Below are 22,241 nucleotides of genomic sequence, written 5' to 3'. Positions count from 1 at the left end.
TCTGGGAGGCTGGCACGGGGAATACGCGGGAAAGCGGGGAAAGCCGGAGAAAGCGGACCGCCACGGCGGCCCCGCGAATCGACCCGACGATTGTATTCGAAAAGGCGCAACCGCATCGGCACCCGGACCGGACGCTCCCGGGCAGCCGCCAATGGCTGCGATCCCATACAATGGCCGCGCGACGCCTGCGTCACGGCGGGCGCCAGAACAACATATCCTGAGGAGACCCCGCCATCATGACGACCTGTCCCGCACGCCCCGGCCGCCGCCCCTTCCTGCTCGCCGCAATGGTCGGCGCGGTTGTCCTTGCCGGCAGCTTCAACGCCACGGCTGCCCCCGGCGACGCCTTCCCCTCCAAGCCGATCCGCTTTGTCGTCCCGTACGCCGCCGGCGGCACCACCGACCTGGTGGCACGCACCGTCGGCCAGCGCGTGGGCGAGAAGCTGGGCCAGCCGGTGGTGATCGAGAACCGCCCCGGCGCCGGCGGCAATATCGGCATGGACGCCGTGGCCAAGGCCGCGCCGGACGGCTACACCATCGGCTTCGGCGCGATCTCGACCAATGCGCTGAATCCGCATATCTACAAGCAGGTGCCCTTCGACCCGCGCAAGGACTTCACCGCGATCAGCCTGCTCGGCACCTCGACCATCGTGCTGGAAGTGAGCCCCTCGCTGCCGGTGAAGAACGTGAAGGAGCTGGTGGCCTACGCCAAGGCCAATCCAGGCCTGACCTATGCGACCGCCGGCACCGGCACTTCGATGCACCTGGCCGGCGCGATGTTCGCGCAGATGACGCAGACCAGCCTGACGCACGCGCCGTACAAGGGCAGCAGCCCGGCCATTAACGACATGCTCGGCGGCCATATCACGGTGATGTTCGACAACCTGCCGGCGTCGCTGCCGCATATCCAGGCCGGCAAGCTGCGCGCGCTGGCGGTGGCGGGCAGGCAACGCGCGCCGTCGCTGCCGGACGTGCCGACGCTGGCCGAGGCGGGCCTGCAGGGTTATGCGGTCGAGCCGTGGTTCGGCGTCTATGGTCCGGCCAATCTGCCGGCGCCGGTGGTGCAGGCGCTCAACGCCGCCTTCGTCGAGGCCCTGGCGCGCCCCGACGTGCGCGAGAAGCTGGCGCAGGCGGGCTTCAATCCGAAGGGCTCCAGCGCGGCCGAATTGCAGTCGCTGACGCAGTCGGAATACGAGCGCTTCGGCAAGGTCGCGAAGACCGCGGGCATCACGGTCGAATAAGCCCGTTTGGTGCTCTCGCTATTCTCCCGGATCGGTATACTCGGGGCACGCTCATCCACCGCATCACCATCGACGTGCCCCAGTCCTCCAACCCGTCCGACAAGACCGCCAACGACTACGACTTCACCGAGCAGGTAGGCCACCTGTTGCGGCGCGCGTACCAGCGCCATGTGGCGATCTTCCAGCAGACCATCCCGGACTCGCAGCTCACTGCGGCGCAGTTCGTGGTGCTGTGCGCGGTCAGGGACCGGCAGCCGTGTTCGATGAACGAGGTGGTGCGGGCTACGGCGATCGACCAGGCTACGGTGCGCGGCATCATCGAGCGGCTGAAGGCGCGCAAGCTGATTGCCGTGTCGCACGACCCCAATGACCGGCGCAAGGTGGTGGTGACGGTGACGCCGGCGGGGCTGGCCTTGATCGACGAGACCGTGCCGTTTGCGAAGCAGATTTCGGAGCAGACGTTTGGCAGTCTCAATCCGGCTGAGCGTGTGGCGGTGACTTACCTGCTGCGGAAGATGAGCGAGATCGACGAGGGCAACGGCAGCGCCTGAGCGGGCGCCACCTTCAACAAGCAGGCAGCTTCAGCGCGCCTGCAGCGCGGCCAGGACGGTCTCCGGCACGAACGGCGGCCGGCGCAGCCGCACTCCCATCGCATCGAACAAGGCATTGGCGATCGCCGGCGCACCCGGCAGCGATGCCGACTCCCCTGCCCCCATCGGCGGCTCTGACTGCCGCGGCATCAGCACCACCTCGATCGGCGGAATCTCCGGGAAGGTCAGCAGCGGATAGCTGCCCCATTCACGGCTGGCAACGCCGTCAGCGTCGAAACGCACCTGCTCCTTCAGCACGCGGCTCAGTGTCTGCACCACGTTGCCGTGGATCTGGTGGCGCACGCCGTCGGGATTGACCATCATGCCGGTGTCTTGTCCCACCACGACCTTCCCGATCGTGATGCGGCCGGTGGCGGCATCCACCGCCAGGTCGACCACCCAGGCCGCCCACGCCGCGCCGAAGCCCGGGAAGCGGCTGTGGATATAGCGGGCGTAGGCCACACCGCGGCCGCGCAGGCAACCATCGGCACCCGGCATGCCGCGCGAGCCTTGCGCGCCGCGCTGCCAGCCCGCGGCATCGGCGGTGGCAAGCAGCAGGTCGGCCGCACGCGTATCTGGCAGGTGGCGCAGCCTGAAATCCACCGGATCATCACCTGCCTCCGCAGCCAGTTCATCGATCACGCACTCATGCGCAAACACGTTCGGCAATGCCGACACGCCGCGCAGCCACGATGCGCGTACGATCGCCGGCGTGTCATCGCAACCGATGCGCCGCGCGGCATACGCATACGGCGGCACGGCGGTGCGATCTCCCATCTCCAGCATGCGCGGCGCATTGGGCACGGCACCGGTCAGCACCAGCGCCAGCGTCGGCGCATCGTTGGACGGATAGCGGCTGGTGAAGTCGTAGCCGAGCAGCGCACCGTCCTGCCCCAGCGTCGCGCTGACGTCCATTAGCTGCGCCGCGCCCTTGGGCTCCCACAGATGCTCCTGTTCGCGCGACAACTGCACGCGCACCGGCCGCCCGACCGCGCGCGACAACAGCGCGGCATCGGCGCAGACATCGTCGGCGCAGTTGCGGCCGTAGCAGCCGGCGGCTTCCATGCGCACGATCTCGATGCGGTCTTCGCCGAGCCCGCACAGCTTTGCCAGGTCGATGCGAAGCACATGCGGATTCTGCGTGCCGGACCAGACGGTCAGGCCATCGTCGTGCCAGTCGGCCACCGCGCATGAAGGACCGATCGAACCGTGCATCTGGAAGGGCCAGACGTACTGGCGCTGCAATACCTTGCCGGTTGCCGGCATTTCGCCGTCGGCCAGCAGCTCGCGCCGCGTGGCCGGATTGGCGCGCAAGGCGGGCTCGGGGTCGTCGAGCGCCGGCAGCGGAGGTACCGGCCTCCAGCGCACGCGCAGCCGGCGCGCGGCCTGCACGGCGTACTCCTCGCGCTCGGCCACCACGCCGACGAAGTCGCCCTGCACTACCACGTCGACCAGGCCCGGCACATCGCGCACGGAAGCGCGATCCACTTCCAGCAAGCTGTTGCCGATGAATTCGCCGCAGTCGCGTCCCGCGTACGGTGGGCGTACCACGCGGCCGTGCAACATGCCGGGCACGCGCACGTCGTGGACGAAGCTCAGCACGCCGCGCGCCTTGTCGGGGATATCGACGCGGCCCGCCGGGCGGCCGACGATGCGGTAGGCCTCTACCGGCTTGGTCGGCACGTCATCGGCCAGCGGCAACTCCACATGCTCGCCGGAAACCAGCGCGCCGTAGCCGATGTTGGCCTGCGTGCCCGAGACCCGGAATAGGCCGTCCTCCGCCTCCAACTTTCCAGCGTCAACGCCGAGCTGCCGCGCCGCGCGCGCCTGCAGCCACGCACGCGCCTGCGCGGCTGCGCGGCGCAGCGGCAGGGCCGAGATCTGGATCGAGGCGCTGGCGATGGTGGGGCCCTGGTTGGGCGTGGCTTCGGTATGGCCGAGCACCATGTGCACGCGCTCCATCCGCACGTCGAGTTCCTCGGCCACGATCTGCGCCAGCGCCGTGCGGATGCCTGTTCCCAGGTCGACGTGGCCGTTGAAGGCCAGCACCTCGCCGCTGTCGCGCACGGCGATGAAGATATCCGGCAGCGCCGCCACATAGTCAGAGGCCGCGCCCGGCTGGCCGGGCGCGGGGCGCGTTGCTGCCTGTGGGGCGCGCGTGACCAGCAGCACGCCAGTGGCCTGCAGCAGCGCCAGCCGCAGCGCGCGCGGCGTGGCGGGATCGGCGTGTGCCGAGGGTTGCAGGTTCGTTGCCGTCATTATTTTCCAGACTCCTTCAGCGGCCTCGCCCGGGGGCGCCGTTATACTGCGAGCCAACAGGGGCACAGCTTAACCATCCACCATGACGATCACGACCGCGACCAAAGCTACGACAAAGCGGGCGGCAGCCGGCACGCGGGCCAGGCAGGCGCAGGACAGCCGCGACCGCATCCTCAGGGCTGCGATCAAGGTTTTCGCGCAACGCGGCTACGACGGCGGCCGCATCGAACGCATCTCGTCGCTGGCCAAGACCTACGACCGGATGATCTACTACTACTTCGGCAGCAAGGAAAAGCTGTTCGTCGAAGTGCTCGAGACCATCTACCTGCAGCTCAACGAAGCCGAGCAGAAGCTTGAACACGAACTCGACGCCGCCGACCCGGTGCGCGCGCTGTCGCAACTGATCGACTTCATCTGGCAGTACTACCTCGACCACCCGGAATTCGTCGCGATCCTGTCCAGCGAGAACATGAGCCAGGGCAAGCATGCGAAGAAGTCCGTGCGGCTCAGGGAGATCTCCAGCTACGCGCTGTCGGTGCTCGACGGCATCCTCACGCGCGGCAAAGCCGCGGGGCTGTTCCGGCCGGACGTGGGCGCGCGCGACGTCTATATGGTGATCGCTTCGCTCGGCTACTTCTACAATTCCAACCATCATACGCTCAGCGCCTTTTTGGGCGAGCCCATGATGAGCCCGCCCGCGCTGGCGCACTGGCGCGATGTGATCCAGCAGACGGTGCTGCGCGCGGTGACCGCGCCCGGTGCAGTGCCTGACACAGGCCTGGCGCCGCCGGCGGCGCCGCGCAAGGCGGCTCGCGCCAAACGGGCGGCGGCAGGCTGAAGCCGGGCCCGGCCGCATCTCCATCCTCAGGCGGCGGCCCGGGCGCCAGCGCCCGCGATCTGCGCCAGCGCGTTGTCGCGGGTGAGCACGGTGGCGTACTTCTGCGCCATGTCGAACAGGTTGGCCTCGTGCGGGCCCAACGCCCGGTCGCCCACACAATCCGACACCACCAGCGGGCGGAAGCCCAGCGACATCGCATCCACCACGCTGGCGCGCACGCAGCCGCTGGTGACGCAACCCGCCACCAGCAGGGTCTGCACGCCGCGCTGCGTCAGCCACGCCGCCAGCGAGGTGCCGAAGAACGCCGACGGCACCGTCTTGCGCACCACCAGTTCGCCCGGCGCGGGTGCCAGCTCCGGCACGATCGCGCTGTTGTGGCCGTGCTCCTTCAGCGTCAGCATGCCCGGTACCTTCAGCGTGAAGATATTGTGGTCGCTGTCGTCGTCGGCAAACACGATGCGGCTGTGCGCCACCGGCCAGCCCTGCTCGCGCGCCGTGCGCAGCAGCGGCTGCGTATTGCGGATCGCTTCGGGGATATTGCCGCCGCCGAACACCGCCGGATCGGCAAAGCCGTTGACGAAGTCGATGATCAAGAGGCCGTACGGCGCCCGGAGCTCCATCGACGCGCCAAAGCCCTGGCGCTGGTAAGTCTGCACTGCGTCATTCATGGCGCATTTCCTTGTAGAGCGAGGCGGCGGGGGCTTGGTGGCCGTCCATCACCTTGCCGCGCACCACCACCGGCTCGCCGTCGAGGCTGACGGTGCAGTGGCGCACCGGGATATCGATATGGCAGGCGGTGGTGCGGCTGCCGCCCGCTTCATTGTTGGGGCCGAACGAGCACAGGAAGTTGCCCTCGTAGGCGCGCGCGTCCATGCCGATGGTGGCCTCGCGGTCATACATCGCCAGCGCCGACCAGCTCGCGCGCGGCTGCAGCCCCCAGCCGATATGCGACATCGCATAGGCTTCGGGGTCGTTGAACGAGGCCATGTAGTCCGCCAGCAGCTCGGCATCCACGCCGCCTTCGATGCGGCGCACATAGCCCGCCTCGACCGTGATGCGGATCGGCGCCTGCAGGTAGGACTTCATCGGCAGCAGGATGTCGCCGCGGTCCAGCACGATGGTGCCGTTGGTGCCGCCCTCGTCCGGCCAGGTCAGCACGAAGCCGCTCGGCCAGTGGTCCCAGCGGCCGGGCTCGTCGACAAAGCCGTACTCGCTGATCGCGGGGAACTCGCCGAGGCGGCAGCGCAGGTCCATGCCGGCGTCGGACACGATATGCATCTCGCGCGCCTTCGCCAGCCGCGCGGTGGCGGCCTTGACGCGGGTGCGGTCGGCCTCGGTCGGCACCAGCCGCGCCAGCACTTCGGGCGGCTCCACCGCCAGCAGGATCTTGGTCCCTTGCGACAGGATCTCGTGCTGCTCTGGCGAGAACAGCAGCGTCATCAGATCCAGCACCAGGTCGCTCGCCTTCAGCGCGGCGATGGCGGCCGGGTTGCCGGTCAGTGGCGTGGTGCCGAGGTAAGCCAGCGCGTCGCGGCTGAGCGCCTTCTCGCCGTTGACCGGCGGCAGGTCGAGCCGGTTGACGATGGCGCCCATCGATGCCGCCGCCACCATCGCCGTGCGCAGCGTCTGCGGGTGCGTGGCGGCGCCGGTCAGCACGGTGACGGTCTGCCCTGCTTGCAGCTTCGACAGCGTCAGCACCTGCTTCCACGCCGCGGTCAGGTCGTAATCGCTTACAGGCATGTTCGCTCCTTGTTCAGTTCAGCGCCTCGCCGAGGAAGTCGCCGAACGCGCGGTAAAAGCCGGCCTCGTCGTCCCACGGGATCATGTGGCCGGCATTGGCGACATGCGCGACCAGCAGTGCGGGCAGCAGCGTGCGCATTTCTTGCGCGTCTTCCGCGCGGATCACATCGCCGCGGCCGGCGGTCATCAGCAGCGCCGGCACCGACACGTGTGGCAGGTCGGCGTGGATATCGTCCTCATGGAAGCCGTTGAAGCTGGCCAGGATCGCGCGCTCGTCGCAGGTGTGCAGCCACTGCGCGCGCAGGCGCAGCTGTGCTTCGGTCCAGGTCGGGCAGAAGCGGCGCATGCCTTGGACGTCGATGCCCTGCTGCGCCAGCCGGATCGAATCGACGTACCAGGGCAGTTGTGACGGATACGGACGGCGCCCCGGGCCCGACACCGGCGGATCGACCAGCACCAGCCGCGTCAGCCCGGCGGGCTTGCCGCGCGCGGCGCGGATGCCGATGCGAGCGCCCATCGAATGGCCGACGATGGCATAGCGCTGCAGCCCGAGAGCTTCGGCAAAGGCGACCACGTCGGCAGCTTGCGCGTCCAGGCTGTAGTCCAGCTCCGGCCCGGCCTGCGACAGGCCGCGGCCGCGCACGTCGAGCACATAGGTATCGAACTGCCGCCCGAACTGCTCGCCGACAAAGCCCCACGTCACCGCCGGGCTGGTGATGCCCGGCACGATCACGATGGCATCGCGCTGCGCGCGCGCGCCATCCTGCCCGCCGTACCGCAGGTAGTGCTGGCGGATGCCGTTGGCGTGGACGTTGGCGCCATAGAGGAAGGTGCTGGTCGTCATGGCCGGCTCCTTCAGTAAGCGCCCGACAGCAGCGCGCCCGCGCCCGGCACTACCGGCTCCAGGCCGAGGCGTTTGAGTAGCGCGTAAGTCGTGGCGATAGCGGCGGTGACCACCGGCTTGCCAGTCATCGCCTCAACCTTGGCCACCGCCGGCAGCGACGGCATCTGCACGCAGGCCGACAGCACGATGACATCGGCGTCGGCGGTATTCATCTGCGCGACGATGTCCGGCAGCCGCGACGGGTCGTGGCGGCCCACGTCGAGGTTGTCGGGGATCTCCAGCGCGCGGTAGTCCACTACCTCGTAGCCTTCATTGCGGATGTAGTCGACCACCAGCTCGGTCAGCGGCTTCATGTAGGGCGCCACCACCGCGATGCGCTTGGCGCCCATCACCTTGAGCGCATCCACCAGCGCGCCGGCGCTGGTGATCACCGGCGCGTCGCCGCCGTTCTCGGCGGTATGCGCCTGCAGGCGCTGCTCGGACACGCGGTGGTAGCCGTGGCCCATCGCCATGATCGCCACCAGGCAGGCGTAGCCGAGCACGTCGACGCGGGCGTCGCTCAGCTCCACCGCGCAGCGGTCGGATTCGGCGTCCATCGCCGCCAGTTCCTCCTTGACCACCTTCTTCATCCGCATCCGGCTGGAATGGAAGGTGAAGCGTTCAGGGCGCACCAACTGGCGCGCGGCCAGCATCGCCGGGATCTCGGTTTCCATCGTGGTGTTGGAGCTCGGCACGATCTGGCCGATTCGGAAAACTTTCTGCACTGTCGACTCCGTCATTGGTTTGTCTGTCTACCCGCCTGCGCTGGCCTGCCGGCCCCTGCATGCTGCGATCGATTGTAGTGTACACACTTTATATAGGCAAACAGAATCTGCGCGGGGCACGATTCACTCGTTCAGTGCATACTTAATTAACCAATCCCTGTTTTTGCTCATAAATTCGCCGATAAATGGCGTTGTGCGTGATCAATCATGTTTACATAAGGGTTTTCCATAGGTTCGATATTTTCTTCCTTTACGTTGATATTTTGAGTGTGTACACTCGTTTTCAACGGTCGGCCACATGGCCGCCCCGCCCCCCCAAACGACCCATGTGTCATTGCCCCAGGAGAAAGAACGTGCAAGGCAAACCGCGAATCGCAGTTGTCGGCGCCGGACTCGGAGGGACGGCCGCGGCCGCCCTGCTGCAGCGAGCCGGCTTCCAAGTCAGGCTGTATGAACAGGCACCGGCGTTCTCGCGCCTGGGCGCTGGCATCCATGTGGGCCCCAATGTGATGAAGATCATGCGGCGCATCGGCATCGAGGACGCGCTCAACGCCATGGGCTGCCACCCCGACTACTGGTACAGCCGCGACGGGCTGACCGGCGAGGTGATCGCGCAGATCCCGCTGGGCGACTACGCGCTGCAACATTACGGTGCCAGCTACCTGACCGTGCACCGCGGTGACTTCCACAAGCTGCTGACCGATGCCGTGGCGCCCGGCACGCTGTTCTTCAACATGAAGCTGGAAAGCGTCACCGACCAGGGCGACGTGGTGCAACTGCGCTTCACCGACGGCACGGTGGAAGAAGCCGATATCGTGATCGGCGCCGACGGCGTCAACTCGCGCATCCGCGAAACCCTGCTTGGCGCCGAGCCGCCCAAGTACACCGGCTACGTGGCGCACCGTGCGGTATTCCCCATCGCGCGCGTCAAGGGCTTCACGCACGAGCGCTGCACCAAGTGGTGGACGGACGACCGCCACATGATGGTCTACTTCGACACCAGCAAGCTGGATGAGATCTACTACGTGACCGGCGTGCCGGAGCCCGAGTGGGACATGAGCAAGAGCTGGGTGCCGAGCAGCATCGAGGAAATGCGCGCCGCGTTCGACGGCTGGCACGAAGGCGTGCAATCGCTGATCGAAGGCACCGTTGAAGTGACGAAGTGGCCGCTGCTGGAGCGCGACCCGCTGCCGCTGTGGAGCCGCGGCCGCATGGTGCTGCTGGGCGACGCCTGCCATCCGATGAAGCCGCACATGGCGCAGGGCGCCGCGATGGCGATCGAGGATGCGGCCATGCTGACGCGCTGCTTCACCGAGGCCGGCGTGGACGACTATGCCAGCGCCTTCGCGCTGTATGAAGCCAACCGCGCCGAGCGCGCCGGCAAGGTCCAGCTGGTCTCGCACAACAACACCTGGCTGCGCAGCAACGAGAACCCAGACTGGTGTTTCGGCTACGATGTGTTCGACGTGCCGCTGGTGTCGGCCGGGCGCACGCCGCTGTCCGCGGCGGCCTGATGCCTGCCTGACCCTGGCCTGCCGGCACAGCATGCCGGCAGGCAATATGCCGCCGCAGCCCCTCGCCGACGAAGGGGCGCGGCGCCGCGATGCGTGATGTGCAAACCGCCCCCAGCCCACGATGAACGCGCCCCGCCCCCTGACGCTGCAGGTCAACCACGCCGAGCACACGCTGAGCGTGGCGCCTGACACGCCGCTGCTCTACATCCTGCGCAACGACCTGGCCTGCAACGGCCCCAAGTATGGCTGCGGCCTGGGGCAATGCGGCGCCTGCACGGTGCTGGTGGACGGTATGGCCGCGCGCTCGTGCGTGCTGCCGGTCAGGGCGGTGGTCGGCCACGCCGTCACCACGCTGGAAGGACTGGGCACGGCGACACAGCCCGACCCGGTCCAGCAGGCCTTTATCGACGAGCAGGCCGCGCAATGCGGCTACTGCCTGAACGGCATGATCATGACCGCGAAGGCGCTGCTCGCGCAGAACCCCGATCCCGACGAGGCGCAGATCCGCGAGGCACTGCGCTTCAACCTGTGTCGTTGCGGCACGCATGTGGAAATCGTGCGCGCAGTACAGCGCGCCGCGGTGCTGCAGCGGCAGGCCGCCGAGGGAGCGGCATCGTGACGCAAAGACTCGTACCGCAGGCCGGGCCTGCCAGCGTTGTGGCGGACCTTGCGCCGCCGCCGGCCGCGATCTGCCTCGTCGCCCATGTGCTGACGCCGCCCGGCCTGCGCTGGCTCGATGGCAAGCCGCTGTCGCCGCGCCTGCTGAGTGCTGACCGCGACGCGGCACTGGCCTTGCCGGGCGTGCGCGCCGTGGTGCTCCGCAACCAGTTTGCTGGCGTTATCGCGGAGACCGATGCGCTGGCGGCCAATGCCGCACATGCCTTGCAGGCGCGCTGGTCGGCACCGCCGCGCGCTGACGGCGCACCCGTCCCGCGTCGCGCGATTACGCAACGCGGCGACGCCGGCGACGTGCTGGCCAACGCCGCGACGCGCCATGCGCAGGACTACCAGTGGCCGCTGGCCGGCACCCGTGCCCAGGCCCGCTGCACCGTCATCGCCGACTGGCGCGATGGCATGCTGTATGTGTGGCTGCCCGCAACGCGCCCGGGCGCGTTGCGCGAGGAACTGGCCGCGCTGCTGGGGATCGTGCCGCAGCAGGTGGCGCTGGCCTGCTGGCAAGCGCCGGACGATGGCGCCGACCCGGCGCTGCTGGCGCACCACGCCGCTGCCGACGCCGCACTGCTTGCCCATGCCGCCGGCAAACCGGTGATGCGCCGGCTGTGCGCCGACGACATCGGCTTATCCGACGCAGTACTGGCCGTGCGCGTCGACACCGCACGCGCCGGCTATGCGATCGATGCCTACGCTTCCACGCTCGCCGGCACCGCCGCGCCGTCGGTGCCGCTGGCGCTTTGGCTGACGCATACGCCGTCGCCAGTGACGGACGGCACCGACACGGCCCACGCAAGCAACGCCGGCATTCCGCCCTACCGCATTCCCAATGTCGATGTCGGCACGGTCGGCGACATCGCCGCGTTCGACGCCGCACCGCTTGCCGCCGCCCGCGCGCAGGTCTTTGCGCGCGAATCCCATCTCGACGAAATCGCCGCCGCATCAGGCAGCGATCCGATCGCGCTGCGGCTCGCGCATCTCGACGACGCGCGCGGCGTGGCCCTGGTATGGCAGGTAAGCGAGCGCGCGGGCTGGACGCCGGCCGCGCCGCGTGCCGCCGCAGCGGCCGGCAACGTGCGGCGCGGCCGCGGCTTCGCTTATGCGCATACCGTCGACCACGATGCCAGCCAGAGCTGGTCGGCGTGGGTGGCGGAAGTGGAAGTCGACGGCACCACCGGCGACCTGGCAGTCACGCGCGTGACCGTGGGCCGCGACAGCGAATCGCTGGCGCCCACGCAAGCCGTACCCGCCACGCGCTCGCTTGAACAGGCAGTCGCCGACACCGCACTGCAACTGACAGCCGCCACGCCTGCCTTCGACACCTGGCCATCCGCTGCACCCACGACCCAGACGCTGCCTGCGATGGCCGGCAACGCACTGCCGGAAGTGCGCCTGGCCGGCACGCTCACCGGGTACGACAAGCTCGCCGCGGGGCCGGCCGATACGCTGCCCGCCGCAGCGGCAGTCGCCAACGCCATCTTCGATGCCACCGGCGTGCGCCTGCGCGCACCGCCTTTCAGCGCCGAACGCATCCGCCTGGCACTTGCCGAGAGTGAAGACAAGCGCGGCAGCCGGCGCAAGAAACGCGGCTGGCTTGCAGCCGCTGCCGCCACCGCAGCCGGCCTGTGCGCGACGCTATTTCCGTGGCGTGCGCCGATCGCGCCGGTCGCACCGCCCGAACCCGGTTTTTACTCCGCAGCCACGCTGGAGCGGGGCCGCCTGGTGGCCGCAGCAGGCGACTGCGCGGTGTGCCATACGGCGCCCGGCGGCGTGAAGAATGCCGGCGGCCTGCCGCTGGAAACGCCGTTCGGCACGGTGTACAGCACCAACATCACGCCCGATGTGCAGACCGGCATCGGCAACTGGTCGTTCGCGGCGTTCGAGCGCGCTATGCGCGAAGGCATCCACCGCGACGGGCGGCGCCTCTACCCGGCCTTCCCCTACACCGCATTCGCCAAGGTCAGCGATGCCGACATGCAGGCGCTGTATGCCTACCTGATGGCCGCCGAGCCGGTGAAGTCCGAGGTCCCGCAAACCCAGCTCGCTTTCCCGTTCAACATGCGGCCACTGCTGGCGGGCTGGAACCTGCTGTTCCATCGCAACGAACCATTCAAGCCCGACCCCTCGCGCTCTGCGCAATGGAACCGCGGAGCGTATCTCGCCGAAGGCCTGGGCCACTGCAGTGCCTGCCATTCGCCGCGCAACGCGCTCGGCGCGGAACAGGGCGGGCGCAAGTACCTGACCGGCGGCAGTGCCGAAGGCTGGGAAGCAGCGCCGCTGACCTCGCTCTCGCACGCACCGGTGCCGTGGACCGAAGCGGCACTGTTCACGTATCTGCGCGGCGGGTATGCGCCGCATCATGGCGCCGCGGCTGGACCAATGGCGCCGGTGGTGGAAGAACTCGCGCAGTTGCCAGAATCCGACGTGCGCGCAATCGCGCACTACGTGGCCTCGTTCGGCACACCGCCGCCAGCGCCTTCGGTGCTGGCCGCGCAGGCAGCGCGAATCGAGCAGCGCAGCGCGCAGGCCGCGCTCACCCTGAACGGTCCCGGCGAACGCCTGTACCAGAGCGCGTGCGCGGTCTGCCACCAGTCAGACCAGGGCATCGCGCAGTTCGGCGTCAAGCCATCGCTCGCACTCAACACCAACCTGCACAGCAAGCTGCCCGACAACGTCATCCAGGTGCTGCTGCAAGGCATGCCGGCACCGCCCAACAGTGAGCTGGGCGCGATGCCGGCCTACGCCGACACGCTCGACGACCGGCAGATCGCGCAACTGGCGCAGTACCTGCGCGCTCGCTTTGCCCCCGACCAACCCGCCTGGCAGGACCTGGAGAACACCGTCGCGCGCCTGCGCGCGACGCCTGCCCATTAATACCAACTGAGAACCGCGGGGCCGGCTCGCCACGCCCTCCGCATCCACGCTGACCGCACATACGCCGTGCCGGGCAAGGCGCTTCGCCACCGGGCAGGGAGGCGTGCGCCCCCACGCCGGCGACATGCGCGCCACGCGCGGGAAAACCCCGAGGAGGGAAATCGCAATTCGGCCTTGCCCGCCAGTTTCATGTAGCTTACGCTGAACGATCATGTAGTGCGCACTACATGAGTGCGGCGTGAGCACGCAGCGGTGCCTCCCCGCACAAGGACGGCGCGCCGCAAGCGGCAGACGAGACAACACAACCAAAAGATTGGCCCTCTACATCACCGGAAGCGCTGGCCCGGGGCTTGCATAGTCCACCGCCGTGCCAACCGGGGGCCGGGCCTGGACCAACCAAGGGTAGACAACAAGGAGTGACTATGTCGTATCAGAATCAAGAAGGTGTTGCGAGATTGCTACCGGGTTAGTCCAGCCTCGCCAGATTGAAGTAGCCACCACGTTTCGTTGCAACTCGGTGCGATGGCATCACGCATTAGTGAGTACCGTAGTCTGGCCCTGCTTCGATAAACGTGTGCTTCCGAGTTCAAGAACCAGCCTATAAAGACAGGTAGACAAAATGTCGTCATCAATCTCATCAATGGCAACAACGACAATCCCAGAAGCAACGATAAGCTCGCCCCCCCAGCCAAGCGCGAGGGTAGGGACGTCTCAAACCATCACTATCGAGCAAGGCATCCGCGCGGCCGGTGTCGGTCGATTCCAGTATCGGCTCTTTGTCATATTCGGCCTGGTCTGGCTCGCTGACGCGATGCAGGTGCTCTCGATCGGCTTCACCGCGCCGTCCATTGCTGCGACATTTGGCATCCCCGTACCGACGGCTTTGCAGACCGGTACGATGTTCTTTGTCGGCATGCTGATTGGCGCTTTCGTGTTCGGTCGGCTTGCGGACAGGATCGGCCGCCGACCCGTGCTCATGATGGCGGTGGTCATCGACGCGATCTGTGGTGTCGCGTCCGCCTTCGCACCGGACTTCCAGTGGCTTCTGTTGCTGCGCTTCCTGACCGGCATCGGCGTCGGCGGCACTTTGCCCGTTGACTACACCATGATGGCCGAGTTCCTGCCCTCCGACCGGCGCGGTCGCTGGCTGGTCCTGCTGGAGTCATTCTGGGCCGTCGGCACGATCTTGCTCGCCGTTCTTGCCCTGGTTGCCGTTTCGCAAGGCGATGACGCCTGGCGGCTGATCTTCCTCGTCACTGGCATCCCCGCCCTGGTCGGCGTGATCTTCCGGTTCTTTGTTCCCGAGTCTCCGCTCTATCTGAATAAAGCGGGACGCTCAGCAGAGGCACGCGCCGTGCTTCAGCGTGTAGCCGCCGCCAATCGCGTTTCCGTGGAAATTGGCTCCCTGGAGCCGCAGCCGATGGAGCGCAAATCGGTTTTTGCGCTCTTCGCGGCCGGATGCCGACGCCGCAGCATCTGCCTGCTTGCCGCCTGGATGCTCATCTCGATCGCCTACTACGGCGTCTTCGTTTATCTCCCGGTGAAGCTGGCTGGCCAGGGCTTTGGCTTCATGCGTGGTCAAGTGTTCCTGATCCTGCTCGCGCTCGTGCAGCTTCCCGGCTTCGCGCTCGCCGCTCACGGCGTCGAGCGTTGGGGTCGGAAACCGACCCTGATCGGCTTCCTGCTTCTCAGCGCGGCAGGTTGCATGCTCTATAGCCTGGGCCAGTCCACTGCGCTCGTCGTCGGCTCCACCTTGCTGATGAGCTTTGCGCTCCTCGGTACGTGGGGAGCACTTTACGCCTTTACGCCTGAGGTGTATCCGACGGATCTGCGGGCCAGCGGAATGGGCACTGCGGGTGCGATGGCGCGCTTCGGTGGCCTCTTCGCACCTTCGATCATTGCCCCGATCATGGCTACCCAGTTCACACTTGCCCTTGCGCTCCTTTCGTCATTTCTTGCCCTGGCGGCGATCGCCATTTTCATGGTGGATATCGAGTCGAGGAACCGCGCGCTGGATTAGGGCAAGGTAGCGTCGAGCCCGTCGGCGGTCCCGGCGGTCGAGGGCGCCCGCCGACGGCGCTGGCCTGGGCGGGGTCTTGAAACGAAGCCACGGGCAGGGCGGCCCGCTTCCATTACAATCCGGCTGCAACGGCGTGGCGGCCGGGTCCACCGGACCGGCCGCCCGCTTCACCCTCTTCCGCCGAGCCCTCCCCGCCAGCCATGAAACAAGATCCGCGCTTTCCCAATCTGTTTATCCTCGACCACCCGCTGATCCAGCACAAGCTTTCGCATATGCGCGACAAGGAGACCTCCACGCGCACCTTCCGCGAGCTGCTGCGCGAGATCACGCTGCTGATGGGCTACGAGATCACGCGCAACCTGCCGCTGACCACGCGCCGCATCGAGACGCCGTTGGTCGAGCTGGATGCGCCGGTGATCGCCGGCAAGAAGCTGACCATCGTGCCGGTGCTGCGCGCGGGCGTCGGCATGAGCGACGGCCTGGTCGAACTGATCCCTTCGGCGCGCATCGGCCATATCGGCGTCTACCGCGACGAGCAGCATCGCCCGGTCGAGTACCTGGTGCGGCTGCCGGACCTGGAAGATCGCAGCTTCATCCTGTGCGACCCGATGGTGGCCACCGGCTATTCCGCCGTGCACGCGGTGGAGGTGCTCAAGCGCCGCGGCGTCAAGGACGAGGCCATCACCTTCGTCGCGCTGGTAGCGGCGCCCGAGGGCGTGGAGGTGTTCCAGAAGGCGCATCCGGGCGTGAAGCTGTTCGTGGCTTCGCTCGACAGCCACCTGGATGGCGACGCGTATATCGTGCCGGGCCTGGGCGATGCGGGCGACCGGCTGTTCGGCACCAAGAACTGACCGTCACGCCTGGTGCGGACCTGAGCGGGCTTGACCGGCCTCAATAGTCCGCGCCGCGTGGCTCCCTACACTGGCGGCAGGCACTGGCGGCAATCCGCCGGCGCGCACCGCCAATCCACAGGGAGCCAAGCATGGAAGCCTTCAAGATCCTCTTCAGCACCAGCACCGGCCTGATGAGCCTGGGCGTGATCGTCTTTATCATCGGCATGGGCTGGTTTTTCGCGCGCATGTTCGCGCGCAAGATGCGCGAGGATGCGGAAGCCGCGAAGGCACAGCAGACGGCGCAACGCCGCTGACCGTAACGAGCCGCAACCGCGGCCCGCCCTGCTTATTTCCGACGCTTACTTCTTTTTGCCGAGCAGGCTGCCCAGCACGCCACGGATCAGTTCGCGGCCCACCTGCGAGCCCACCGTGCGCGCGGCCGACTTGGCCATCGATTCCAGGATCGAATCGCCGCGACCGGTCTTGCCAGTGCCCTTGGTCAGCGTGCCGAAGATCTCGCCGGCGGTGCCGAGCCAGCCGCTGTCCTGTTCGCCGGCTGGCTGTCCGGCTGGCTTTCCGGCCGGAGCCTTGGCGGTGCCGCCGTTGCCATTGCCGACCGTCGCCACGCTGCCGCGCAGCTTTTCATAGGCCGACTCGCGGTCCACGGTCGTTTCGTAAGTACCCGCCACCAGCGAGTTGGCGATCAACTGCTTGCGTTCCTCGTCCGTCGCCGGGCCGATGCGGCTTCCCGGCGGCAGTACCCACGCCCGTTCGGTCACGCAAGGCGTGCCCTTGGCATCCAGGAACGACACCAGCGCCTCGCCCACGCCCAGCTCGCCGATCGCGGTCTCCACGTCCAGCTTCGGGTTGGCACGCATGGTGGTGGCCGCCACCTTGACCGCCTTCTGGTCGCGCGGCGTGAACGCGCGCAGCGCGTGCTGCACGCGGTTGCCGAGTTGGCCCAGCACGGTGTCCGGGATATCGATCGGGTTCTGCGTGACGAAGTACACGCCCACGCCCTTGGAGCGGATCAGCCGCACCACCTGCTCGATCTTGTCGAGCAGTGCCTTGGGGGCGTCGTTGAACAGCAGGTGCGCCTCGTCGAAGAAGAACACCAGCTTGGGCTTGTCCAGGTCCCCGGCCTCCGGCAGCTTCTCGAACAGTTCCGACAGCATCCACAGCAGGAAGGTGGCATACATCCGCGGCGAGTTCATCAGCTTGTCCGCAGCCAGGATATTGACCACGCCCTGGCCCTTCTCGGTCTGGATAAAGTCTTCGAGGTTAAGCATCGGCTCGCCGAAGAACACATCGCCACCCTGGGACTCCAGCGCGATCAGCCCGCGCTGGATCGCGCCGATCGAAGCGGCCGAGATATTGCCGTACTCGGTGGTGTACTGCGAAGCGTTGTCACCGACGTGCTGCAGCATTGCGCGCAGATCCTTGGCGTCGAGCAGCAGCAGGCCGTTGGCGTCGGCGATGCGGAACACCAGGTTGAGCACGCCCTGCTGGGTGTCGTTCAGCTCCAGCATGCGCGACAGCAGCAGCGGCCCCATGTGCGAGACCGTGGCGCGCACCGGGTGGCCCTTCTGGCCGAACACGTCCCACAGCGTGGTCGGGCACGCGCCCCACGCCGGCTCCGGCAGGTTCAGGTCGGCCAGGCGCTGCTTGAGCTTGTCCGAGAGCTGACCGGCCTGCGAAATGCCGGTCAGGTCACCTTTGACGTCCGCCATGAAGACTGGCACCCCCAGGCGCGAGAACCCCTGCGCCAGCGTCTGCAGCGTGACGGTCTTGCCGGTGCCGGTGGCGCCGGTGATCAGCCCATGGCGGTTGCCCATCTGCGGCAGCAGCACCAGTTCAAGTTCGGCGTTCTTGGCGATAAGGATGGGGTCGGCCATGATCTTCCTGATAACAAGATGCCGCGGGGCTCGCCACGGCAGCGGCGCGGGCAGGCCCGCGTGATAAAATCCTGGGCTGATTATAGCCAGCCGCCAGGCATATCCGTCACCTGGCGCGCGCCGTCCCGAGGCCTTGCGGCCCAGCCGCGGCGCGCATGGCGACCCCGCATTCCATCACCGCACAACAGCGTTTTCCGTCTCGGAGAGAATCATGGCCGGTCACTCGAAATGGGCCAATATCAAACACAAGAAAGCTGCCGCTGACGCCAAGCGCGGCAAGATCTGGACCCGCCTGATCAAGGAAATCACCGTGGCCGCCAAGCTCGGCGGCGGCGATGTCGACTCCAACCCGCGCCTGCGCCTGTCGATCGACAAGGCCATGGACGCGAACATGCCCAAGGACAACATCCAGCGCGCGATCCAGCGCGGCGTGGGCGGCCTGGAAGGCGCGAACTACGAAGAGATCCGCTACGAGGGCTACGGCCTGGCCGGCGCGGCCATCATCGTCGACTGCCTGACCGACAACCGCACCCGCACCGTGGCCGAAGTGCGCCATGCCTTCTCCAAGCACGGCGGCAACATGGGCACCGAAGGTTCGGTGGCGTTCATGTTCACGCACTGCGGCCAGTTCCTGTTCGCGCCAGGCACGCCGGAAGACAAGCTGATGGAAGCGGCGCTGGAAGCCGGCGCCGACGACGTCGTCACCAACGACGACGACTCGATCGAAGTGACCTGCCCGCCCAACGATTTTTCCGCGGTCAAGACTGCGCTGGAAGCCGCCGGCTTCAAGGCGGAAGTGGTCGACGTGGTGATGAAGCCGCAGAACGAAATCAGCTTCACCGGCGACGACGCGGCCAAGATGCAGAAGCTGCTCGACGCCCTGGAAAACCTGGACGACGTGCAGGAAGTCTTCACCAACGCGGTGATCGAAGACTAAGTCATATCTAGCCCCCATCGGCGGCAGCCCGGCTCCAAAGACCCAAGCTGCCGCCTTTTTGCATGCGTTTCTTTTCTGGCAGTGGATCATGAAAGTATTGGTTGTCGGCTCGGGTGGACGTGAACACGCGCTGGCCTGGAAATTGGCCCAGTCCCCCAGGGTGCAAGTGGTGTACGTCGCGCCGGGCAACGGCGGGACCGCGCTCGACAAGCGCCTGCAGAATGTTCCGCTGACCGATCCCGAGGTCATCGCCGCCTTTGCCGAGCGCGAAGGCGTGGCCTTCACCGTGGTCGGCCCCGAGGCGCCGCTGGCGGCGGGCATCGTCGATATCTTCCGCGCCAAGGGCCTGCGCATTTTCGGGCCGACCCAGGCTGCCGCGCAGCTGGAATCGTCCAAGGACTTCGCCAAGGCGTTCATGCAGCGCCACGGCATCCCTACCGCTGCTTACCAGACCTTCTCCGACGCCACCCAGGCGCACACCTATATCGACGCGCAGGGCGCGCCGATCGTGATCAAGGCCGACGGCCTGGCCGCGGGCAAGGGCGTGGTGGTGGCAATGACGCTGGACGAGGCGCATCAGGCGGTCGACATGATGCTGGCCGACAACAGACTCGGCGACGCCGGCGCGCGCGTGGTGATCGAGGAGTTCCTCGAAGGCGAGGAAGCCAGCTTTATCGTGCTGGTCGACGGCAAGAACGTGCTGGCACTGGCCACCAGCCAGGACCACAAGCGCCTGCTGGACGCCGACGCCGGTCCTAACACCGGCGGCATGGGCGCCTACTCGCCCGCGCCGGTGGTCACGCCCGCTCTGCATGCGCGTGCGCTGCGCGAGATTATCCTGCCGACCGTGCGCGGCATGGAAAAGGACGGCATCCCGTACACGGGCTTCCTGTACGCCGGCCTGATGATCGACAAGGACGGCAACCTGAAGACGCTGGAATTCAACTGCCGCATGGGCGACCCCGAGACGCAGCCGATCCTGGCGCGCCTGAAGACCGACCTGGTCGACGTGATGGAGCACGCCGTCAACGGCAAGCTCGACGCCGTCGAACTGGACTGGGACCGCCGCACCGCCCTGGGCGTGGTGATGGCCGCTTACGGCTACCCCGACGCGCCGCGAAAGGGCGACGCCATCACTGGCATCCCGGCCGAGACCGACGACAGCGTGACCTTCCACGCCGGCACCACGCTCAAGGACGGCACGCTGCTGACCTCGGGCGGGCGCGTACTGTGCGTGGTCGGGCTGGCCGACACGGTCAAGGCGGCGCAGCGCGCCGCCTATGCCGCGGTCGAGCAGATCCAGTTCGACGGCATGCAGTACCGGACCGATATCGGCTACCGCGCCATCAAGCGCTGATCCCGCCCCCCGGCCCGGCTGAGTCGCCGCGCCGGACGGCTTCGGACGCAAGCGACCGCCCGGCCGCCCCAGCCGGTACAATCGTGACAATGCTGTGACCCACCCGGCAGCCAACAGGCTGCCGGCGTGTCATCCAGCCGGTCCATCCGCCGGTTTTATCCGCCTTCGCCAACCATGATCGATTCCCAGGCAGTCCGTGCCTATCTGCTCGGCCTGCAAGACCGCATCACCGATGCCATCGGCGCCATCGACGGCCAGCCGTTCCTGACCGACGCCTGGGAGAAACCGCCCACCGAACGCCTGCGCGGCAGCGGCCGCACCCGCATCCTGGAAGGCGGCACGGTGATGGAGCGTGCCGGCGTGGGCTTCTCGCACGTCAGCGGCGATACCCTGCCACCCTCGGCCAGCGCCAACCGGCCGGAACTGGCCGGGCGCAGCTTCGAGGCGATGGGCGTCTCGCTGGTGTTCCATCCGCGCAACCCGTACGTGCCCACGGTCCATATGAACGTGCGCTGCTTCCTGGCGGTCAAGCCCGGGGCCGAGCCGGTATGGTGGTTCGGCGGCGGCATGGACCTGACGCCGTACTATGGCAACGCCGACGACTGCACCCATTTCCACCGCACCTGCAAGCAGGCGCTCGCGCCCTACGGCGACGAGCTGTACCCGCGCTTCAAGCGGTGGTGCGACGAATATTTCTTCCTGCGCCACCGCAACGAGGCTCGCGGCGTGGGAGGGATCTTCTTCGACGACTTCTCGGCGCTGGGCTTCGAGCGCAGCCTGGCGATGATGCAGTCGGTCGGCGATGCCTTCCTGGACGCCTACCTGCCGATCCTGCAGGCGCGCAAGGACACCCCCTACGGCGAGCGCGAGCGCGACTTCCAGGCCTACCGGCGCGGGCGCTACGTCGAATTCAACCTCGTGTTCGACCGCGGCACGCTGTTTGGCCTGCAGTCGGGCGGACGCGCCGAATCCATCCTGATGTCGATGCCGCCGCTGGTGACCTGGCGCTATGACTGGCAACCGGAACCGGGCAGCCCCGAAGCGGCGCTGTATACCGACTTCCTGCCGGCACGCGACTGGGCCTGACGGCAGACCTATGGCCAATCCTGCGCAACACCGCAAGCCCGCCGCCGACGCGGGCGAACCGCCGCACCCCTCCCGTCCCTACCGCCTCGGTATCCTCGGCGGCACTTTCGATCCGCCCCATGTCGGCCACCTGGCGCTGGCACGGCTGTGCACCGAGCACCTGGACCTGGACGAACTGGTGTGGATTCCCACCGGCCAGTCCTGGCAGAAAGGCGCCGACGTGACGCCCGCCGCCGATCGCCTGGCCATGACCGAACTGGCCGCCGCCGCGCTGGCGGACGGCGGCGCGAAGGTCCGCGTGAGCCGCATGGAAGTGGACCGCGCCGGCCCCAGCTACACCATCGACACCGTGCGCCAGCTACGGGCCGAATACGGCCCCGAGGCCTCGCTGTGCTGGCTGATGGGCGCCGACCAGTTGCTGCGCCTGCACACCTGGCACGGCTGGCAGGAACTGTTCGCACATGTGCACCTGTGCACCGCCACGCGCCCGCGCTTCGAGCTGGCCGCGCTGGAGGGCCCGGTGCTGGAAGCGCTGGCCGAGCGCCAGGCCGACACACACCTGATACAATGCACGCCCTCCGGCCGGATGTGGATCGACCAGACGCTCGCCGTCGACCTGTCTTCCACCCATCTGCGCCAGCGCCTGGCAACCGGCCAGCCGGCAGATGACCAACTGCCGCCGGGCGTGGCACACTACATCGCAAGCCACGGGCTGTACCGCGACGTTCCTGCGAGGACGTGACCCCCCGGCCAGGGCGTGACCGGGGTCTGACCAGG

Annotated in this window: 19 protein-coding genes; 13 read left to right on the top strand and 6 right to left on the bottom strand. The window is 67.6% G+C overall.

Annotation, left to right across the window (positions count from 1 at the left end):
* The first annotated feature begins 287 nt into the window (after positions 1 to 287).
* Entirely contained in the window at positions 288 to 1,241 is a 954-nt protein-coding gene (locus ABNX08_RS04375; RefSeq protein WP_051369870.1) for a tripartite tricarboxylate transporter substrate binding protein, read from the top strand.
* A 74-nt stretch (positions 1,242 to 1,315) separates the two neighbouring features.
* Complete coding sequence (locus ABNX08_RS04370) at positions 1,316 to 1,792, top strand: MarR family winged helix-turn-helix transcriptional regulator (RefSeq protein WP_022533951.1); 477 nt, start codon at positions 1,316 to 1,318, stop codon at positions 1,790 to 1,792.
* A 30-nt stretch (positions 1,793 to 1,822) separates the two neighbouring features.
* On the opposite strand, the gene ABNX08_RS04365 is transcribed toward ABNX08_RS04370, so the two are convergent.
* Positions 1,823 to 4,090 carry a molybdopterin cofactor-binding domain-containing protein gene (locus ABNX08_RS04365; RefSeq protein WP_349609561.1) on the bottom strand — a complete coding sequence of 756 codons (2,268 nt, stop codon included), beginning with the start codon at positions 4,088 to 4,090 and terminating at the stop codon, positions 1,823 to 1,825.
* Between the two features lie 82 nt (positions 4,091 to 4,172).
* Here ABNX08_RS04365 and ABNX08_RS04360 point away from each other — a divergent pair, with 82 nt between their 5' ends.
* On the top strand, positions 4,173 to 4,928 hold the full coding sequence (locus ABNX08_RS04360) for a TetR/AcrR family transcriptional regulator (RefSeq protein WP_022533949.1): 756 nt from the start codon (positions 4,173 to 4,175) through the stop codon (positions 4,926 to 4,928).
* A 26-nt stretch (positions 4,929 to 4,954) separates the two neighbouring features.
* Here the strand turns inward: ABNX08_RS04360 and ABNX08_RS04355 are convergent, their stop codons facing one another.
* The 4 genes from ABNX08_RS04355 to ABNX08_RS04340 are packed head-to-tail and all read right to left on the bottom strand — an operon-like array spanning position 4,955 to position 8,276.
* On the bottom strand, positions 4,955 to 5,596 hold the full coding sequence (locus ABNX08_RS04355; RefSeq protein WP_022533948.1) for an N-carbamoylsarcosine amidohydrolase: 642 nt from the start codon (positions 5,594 to 5,596) through the stop codon (positions 4,955 to 4,957).
* A complete protein-coding gene (locus tag ABNX08_RS04350; protein WP_022533947.1) occupies positions 5,589 to 6,668 on the bottom strand; it encodes a peptidase M29 in 1,080 nt (359 codons plus the stop codon). Before ABNX08_RS04350 ends, ABNX08_RS04355 begins: the two co-directional genes overlap by 8 nt.
* Before the next feature lie 13 nt (positions 6,669 to 6,681).
* Positions 6,682 to 7,512 carry an alpha/beta fold hydrolase gene (locus ABNX08_RS04345; protein ID WP_022533946.1) on the bottom strand — a complete coding sequence of 277 codons (831 nt, stop codon included), beginning with the start codon at positions 7,510 to 7,512 and terminating at the stop codon, positions 6,682 to 6,684.
* Positions 7,513 to 7,523: 11 nt separating this feature from the next.
* Positions 7,524 to 8,276 carry an Asp/Glu racemase gene (locus tag ABNX08_RS04340; RefSeq protein ID WP_022533945.1) on the bottom strand — a complete coding sequence of 251 codons (753 nt, stop codon included), beginning with the start codon at positions 8,274 to 8,276 and terminating at the stop codon, positions 7,524 to 7,526.
* Positions 8,277 to 8,629: 353 nt separating this feature from the next.
* On the opposite strand from ABNX08_RS04340, the gene ABNX08_RS04335 reads away from it, so the two are divergent.
* The 6 genes from ABNX08_RS04335 (at position 8,630) to ABNX08_RS04310 (ending at position 16,503) form a co-directional block, all read left to right on the top strand.
* Positions 8,630 to 9,790, top strand: coding sequence for an FAD-dependent monooxygenase (locus ABNX08_RS04335; protein WP_349609565.1), 1,161 nt, complete (start codon positions 8,630 to 8,632; stop codon positions 9,788 to 9,790).
* 121 nt (positions 9,791 to 9,911) lie between these two features.
* Positions 9,912 to 10,409: a (2Fe-2S)-binding protein gene (locus ABNX08_RS04330; protein ID WP_022533943.1), complete on the top strand. Its 498-nt coding sequence runs from the start codon at positions 9,912 to 9,914 to the stop codon at positions 10,407 to 10,409.
* Entirely contained in the window at positions 10,406 to 13,336 is a 2,931-nt protein-coding gene (locus ABNX08_RS04325) for a c-type cytochrome (RefSeq protein ID WP_349609567.1), read from the top strand. Before ABNX08_RS04330 ends, ABNX08_RS04325 begins: the two co-directional genes overlap by 4 nt.
* Before the next feature lie 619 nt (positions 13,337 to 13,955).
* Positions 13,956 to 15,356, top strand: coding sequence for an MFS transporter (locus ABNX08_RS04320; RefSeq protein ID WP_349609569.1), 1,401 nt, complete (start codon positions 13,956 to 13,958; stop codon positions 15,354 to 15,356).
* A gap of 200 nt (positions 15,357 to 15,556) precedes the next feature.
* A complete protein-coding gene (upp, locus tag ABNX08_RS04315) occupies positions 15,557 to 16,207 on the top strand; it encodes a uracil phosphoribosyltransferase (protein WP_022533940.1) in 651 nt (216 codons plus the stop codon).
* 131 nt (positions 16,208 to 16,338) lie between these two features.
* Complete coding sequence (locus ABNX08_RS04310; RefSeq protein ID WP_022533939.1) at positions 16,339 to 16,503, top strand: DUF3149 domain-containing protein; 165 nt, start codon at positions 16,339 to 16,341, stop codon at positions 16,501 to 16,503.
* A gap of 45 nt (positions 16,504 to 16,548) precedes the next feature.
* Here ABNX08_RS04310 and ABNX08_RS04305 read toward each other — a convergent pair whose 3' ends face one another.
* A complete protein-coding gene (locus ABNX08_RS04305; protein WP_349609572.1) occupies positions 16,549 to 18,084 on the bottom strand; it encodes a helicase HerA-like C-terminal domain-containing protein in 1,536 nt (511 codons plus the stop codon).
* Between the two features lie 211 nt (positions 18,085 to 18,295).
* Here ABNX08_RS04305 and ABNX08_RS04300 point away from each other — a divergent pair, with 211 nt between their 5' ends.
* The 4 genes from ABNX08_RS04300 to ABNX08_RS04285 all read left to right on the top strand — a co-directional run bounded on the left by ABNX08_RS04300 (position 18,296) and on the right by ABNX08_RS04285 (position 22,206).
* On the top strand, positions 18,296 to 19,021 hold the full coding sequence (locus tag ABNX08_RS04300; RefSeq protein ID WP_349609574.1) for a YebC/PmpR family DNA-binding transcriptional regulator: 726 nt from the start codon (positions 18,296 to 18,298) through the stop codon (positions 19,019 to 19,021).
* A gap of 88 nt (positions 19,022 to 19,109) precedes the next feature.
* Complete coding sequence (gene purD / locus ABNX08_RS04295; RefSeq protein WP_349609576.1) at positions 19,110 to 20,378, top strand: phosphoribosylamine--glycine ligase; 1,269 nt, start codon at positions 19,110 to 19,112, stop codon at positions 20,376 to 20,378.
* Between the two features lie 174 nt (positions 20,379 to 20,552).
* Positions 20,553 to 21,464, top strand: a complete 912-nt coding sequence (gene hemF, locus ABNX08_RS04290; protein ID WP_349609578.1) for an oxygen-dependent coproporphyrinogen oxidase — start codon at positions 20,553 to 20,555, stop codon at positions 21,462 to 21,464.
* Positions 21,465 to 21,474: 10 nt separating this feature from the next.
* Entirely contained in the window at positions 21,475 to 22,206 is a 732-nt protein-coding gene (locus ABNX08_RS04285) for a nicotinate-nucleotide adenylyltransferase (RefSeq protein WP_022533934.1), read from the top strand.
* Positions 22,207 to 22,241 lie beyond the last annotated feature (35 nt).

The organism is Cupriavidus sp. DF5525, from assembly GCF_040149425.2.
Lineage (GTDB): Bacteria > Pseudomonadota > Gammaproteobacteria > Burkholderiales > Burkholderiaceae > Cupriavidus > Cupriavidus pickettii_A.
The sequence above is the reverse complement of the archived record's forward strand: the minus strand, read 5'-3'. Positions and strand labels throughout refer to the sequence as shown.

Excerpts from the sequence above, each read along its gene's own strand:
- ABNX08_RS04375 (WP_051369870.1), top strand. The coding sequence starts at position 288 with ATGGTCGGCGCGGTTGTCCTTGCCGGCAGCTTCAACGCCACGGCTGCC.
- ABNX08_RS04365 (WP_349609561.1), bottom strand. The coding sequence starts at position 4,090 with ATGACGGCAACGAACCTGCAACCCTCGGCACACGCCGATCCCGCCACG.
- ABNX08_RS04360 (WP_022533949.1), top strand. The coding sequence starts at position 4,173 with ATGACGATCACGACCGCGACCAAAGCTACGACAAAGCGGGCGGCAGCC.
- ABNX08_RS04355 (WP_022533948.1), bottom strand. The coding sequence starts at position 5,596 with ATGAATGACGCAGTGCAGACTTACCAGCGCCAGGGCTTTGGCGCGTCG.
- ABNX08_RS04350 (WP_022533947.1), bottom strand. The coding sequence starts at position 6,668 with ATGCCTGTAAGCGATTACGACCTGACCGCGGCGTGGAAGCAGGTGCTG.
- ABNX08_RS04345 (WP_022533946.1), bottom strand. The coding sequence starts at position 7,512 with ATGACGACCAGCACCTTCCTCTATGGCGCCAACGTCCACGCCAACGGC.
- ABNX08_RS04330 (WP_022533943.1), top strand. The coding sequence starts at position 9,912 with ATGAACGCGCCCCGCCCCCTGACGCTGCAGGTCAACCACGCCGAGCAC.
- ABNX08_RS04320 (WP_349609569.1), top strand. The coding sequence starts at position 13,956 with ATGTCGTCATCAATCTCATCAATGGCAACAACGACAATCCCAGAAGCA.
- upp (WP_022533940.1), top strand. The coding sequence starts at position 15,557 with ATGAAACAAGATCCGCGCTTTCCCAATCTGTTTATCCTCGACCACCCG.
- ABNX08_RS04310 (WP_022533939.1), top strand. The coding sequence starts at position 16,339 with ATGGAAGCCTTCAAGATCCTCTTCAGCACCAGCACCGGCCTGATGAGC.
- ABNX08_RS04305 (WP_349609572.1), bottom strand. The coding sequence starts at position 18,084 with ATGGCCGACCCCATCCTTATCGCCAAGAACGCCGAACTTGAACTGGTG.
- ABNX08_RS04300 (WP_349609574.1), top strand. The coding sequence starts at position 18,296 with ATGGCCGGTCACTCGAAATGGGCCAATATCAAACACAAGAAAGCTGCC.
- purD (WP_349609576.1), top strand. The coding sequence starts at position 19,110 with ATGAAAGTATTGGTTGTCGGCTCGGGTGGACGTGAACACGCGCTGGCC.
- hemF (WP_349609578.1), top strand. The coding sequence starts at position 20,553 with ATGATCGATTCCCAGGCAGTCCGTGCCTATCTGCTCGGCCTGCAAGAC.
- ABNX08_RS04285 (WP_022533934.1), top strand. The coding sequence starts at position 21,475 with ATGGCCAATCCTGCGCAACACCGCAAGCCCGCCGCCGACGCGGGCGAA.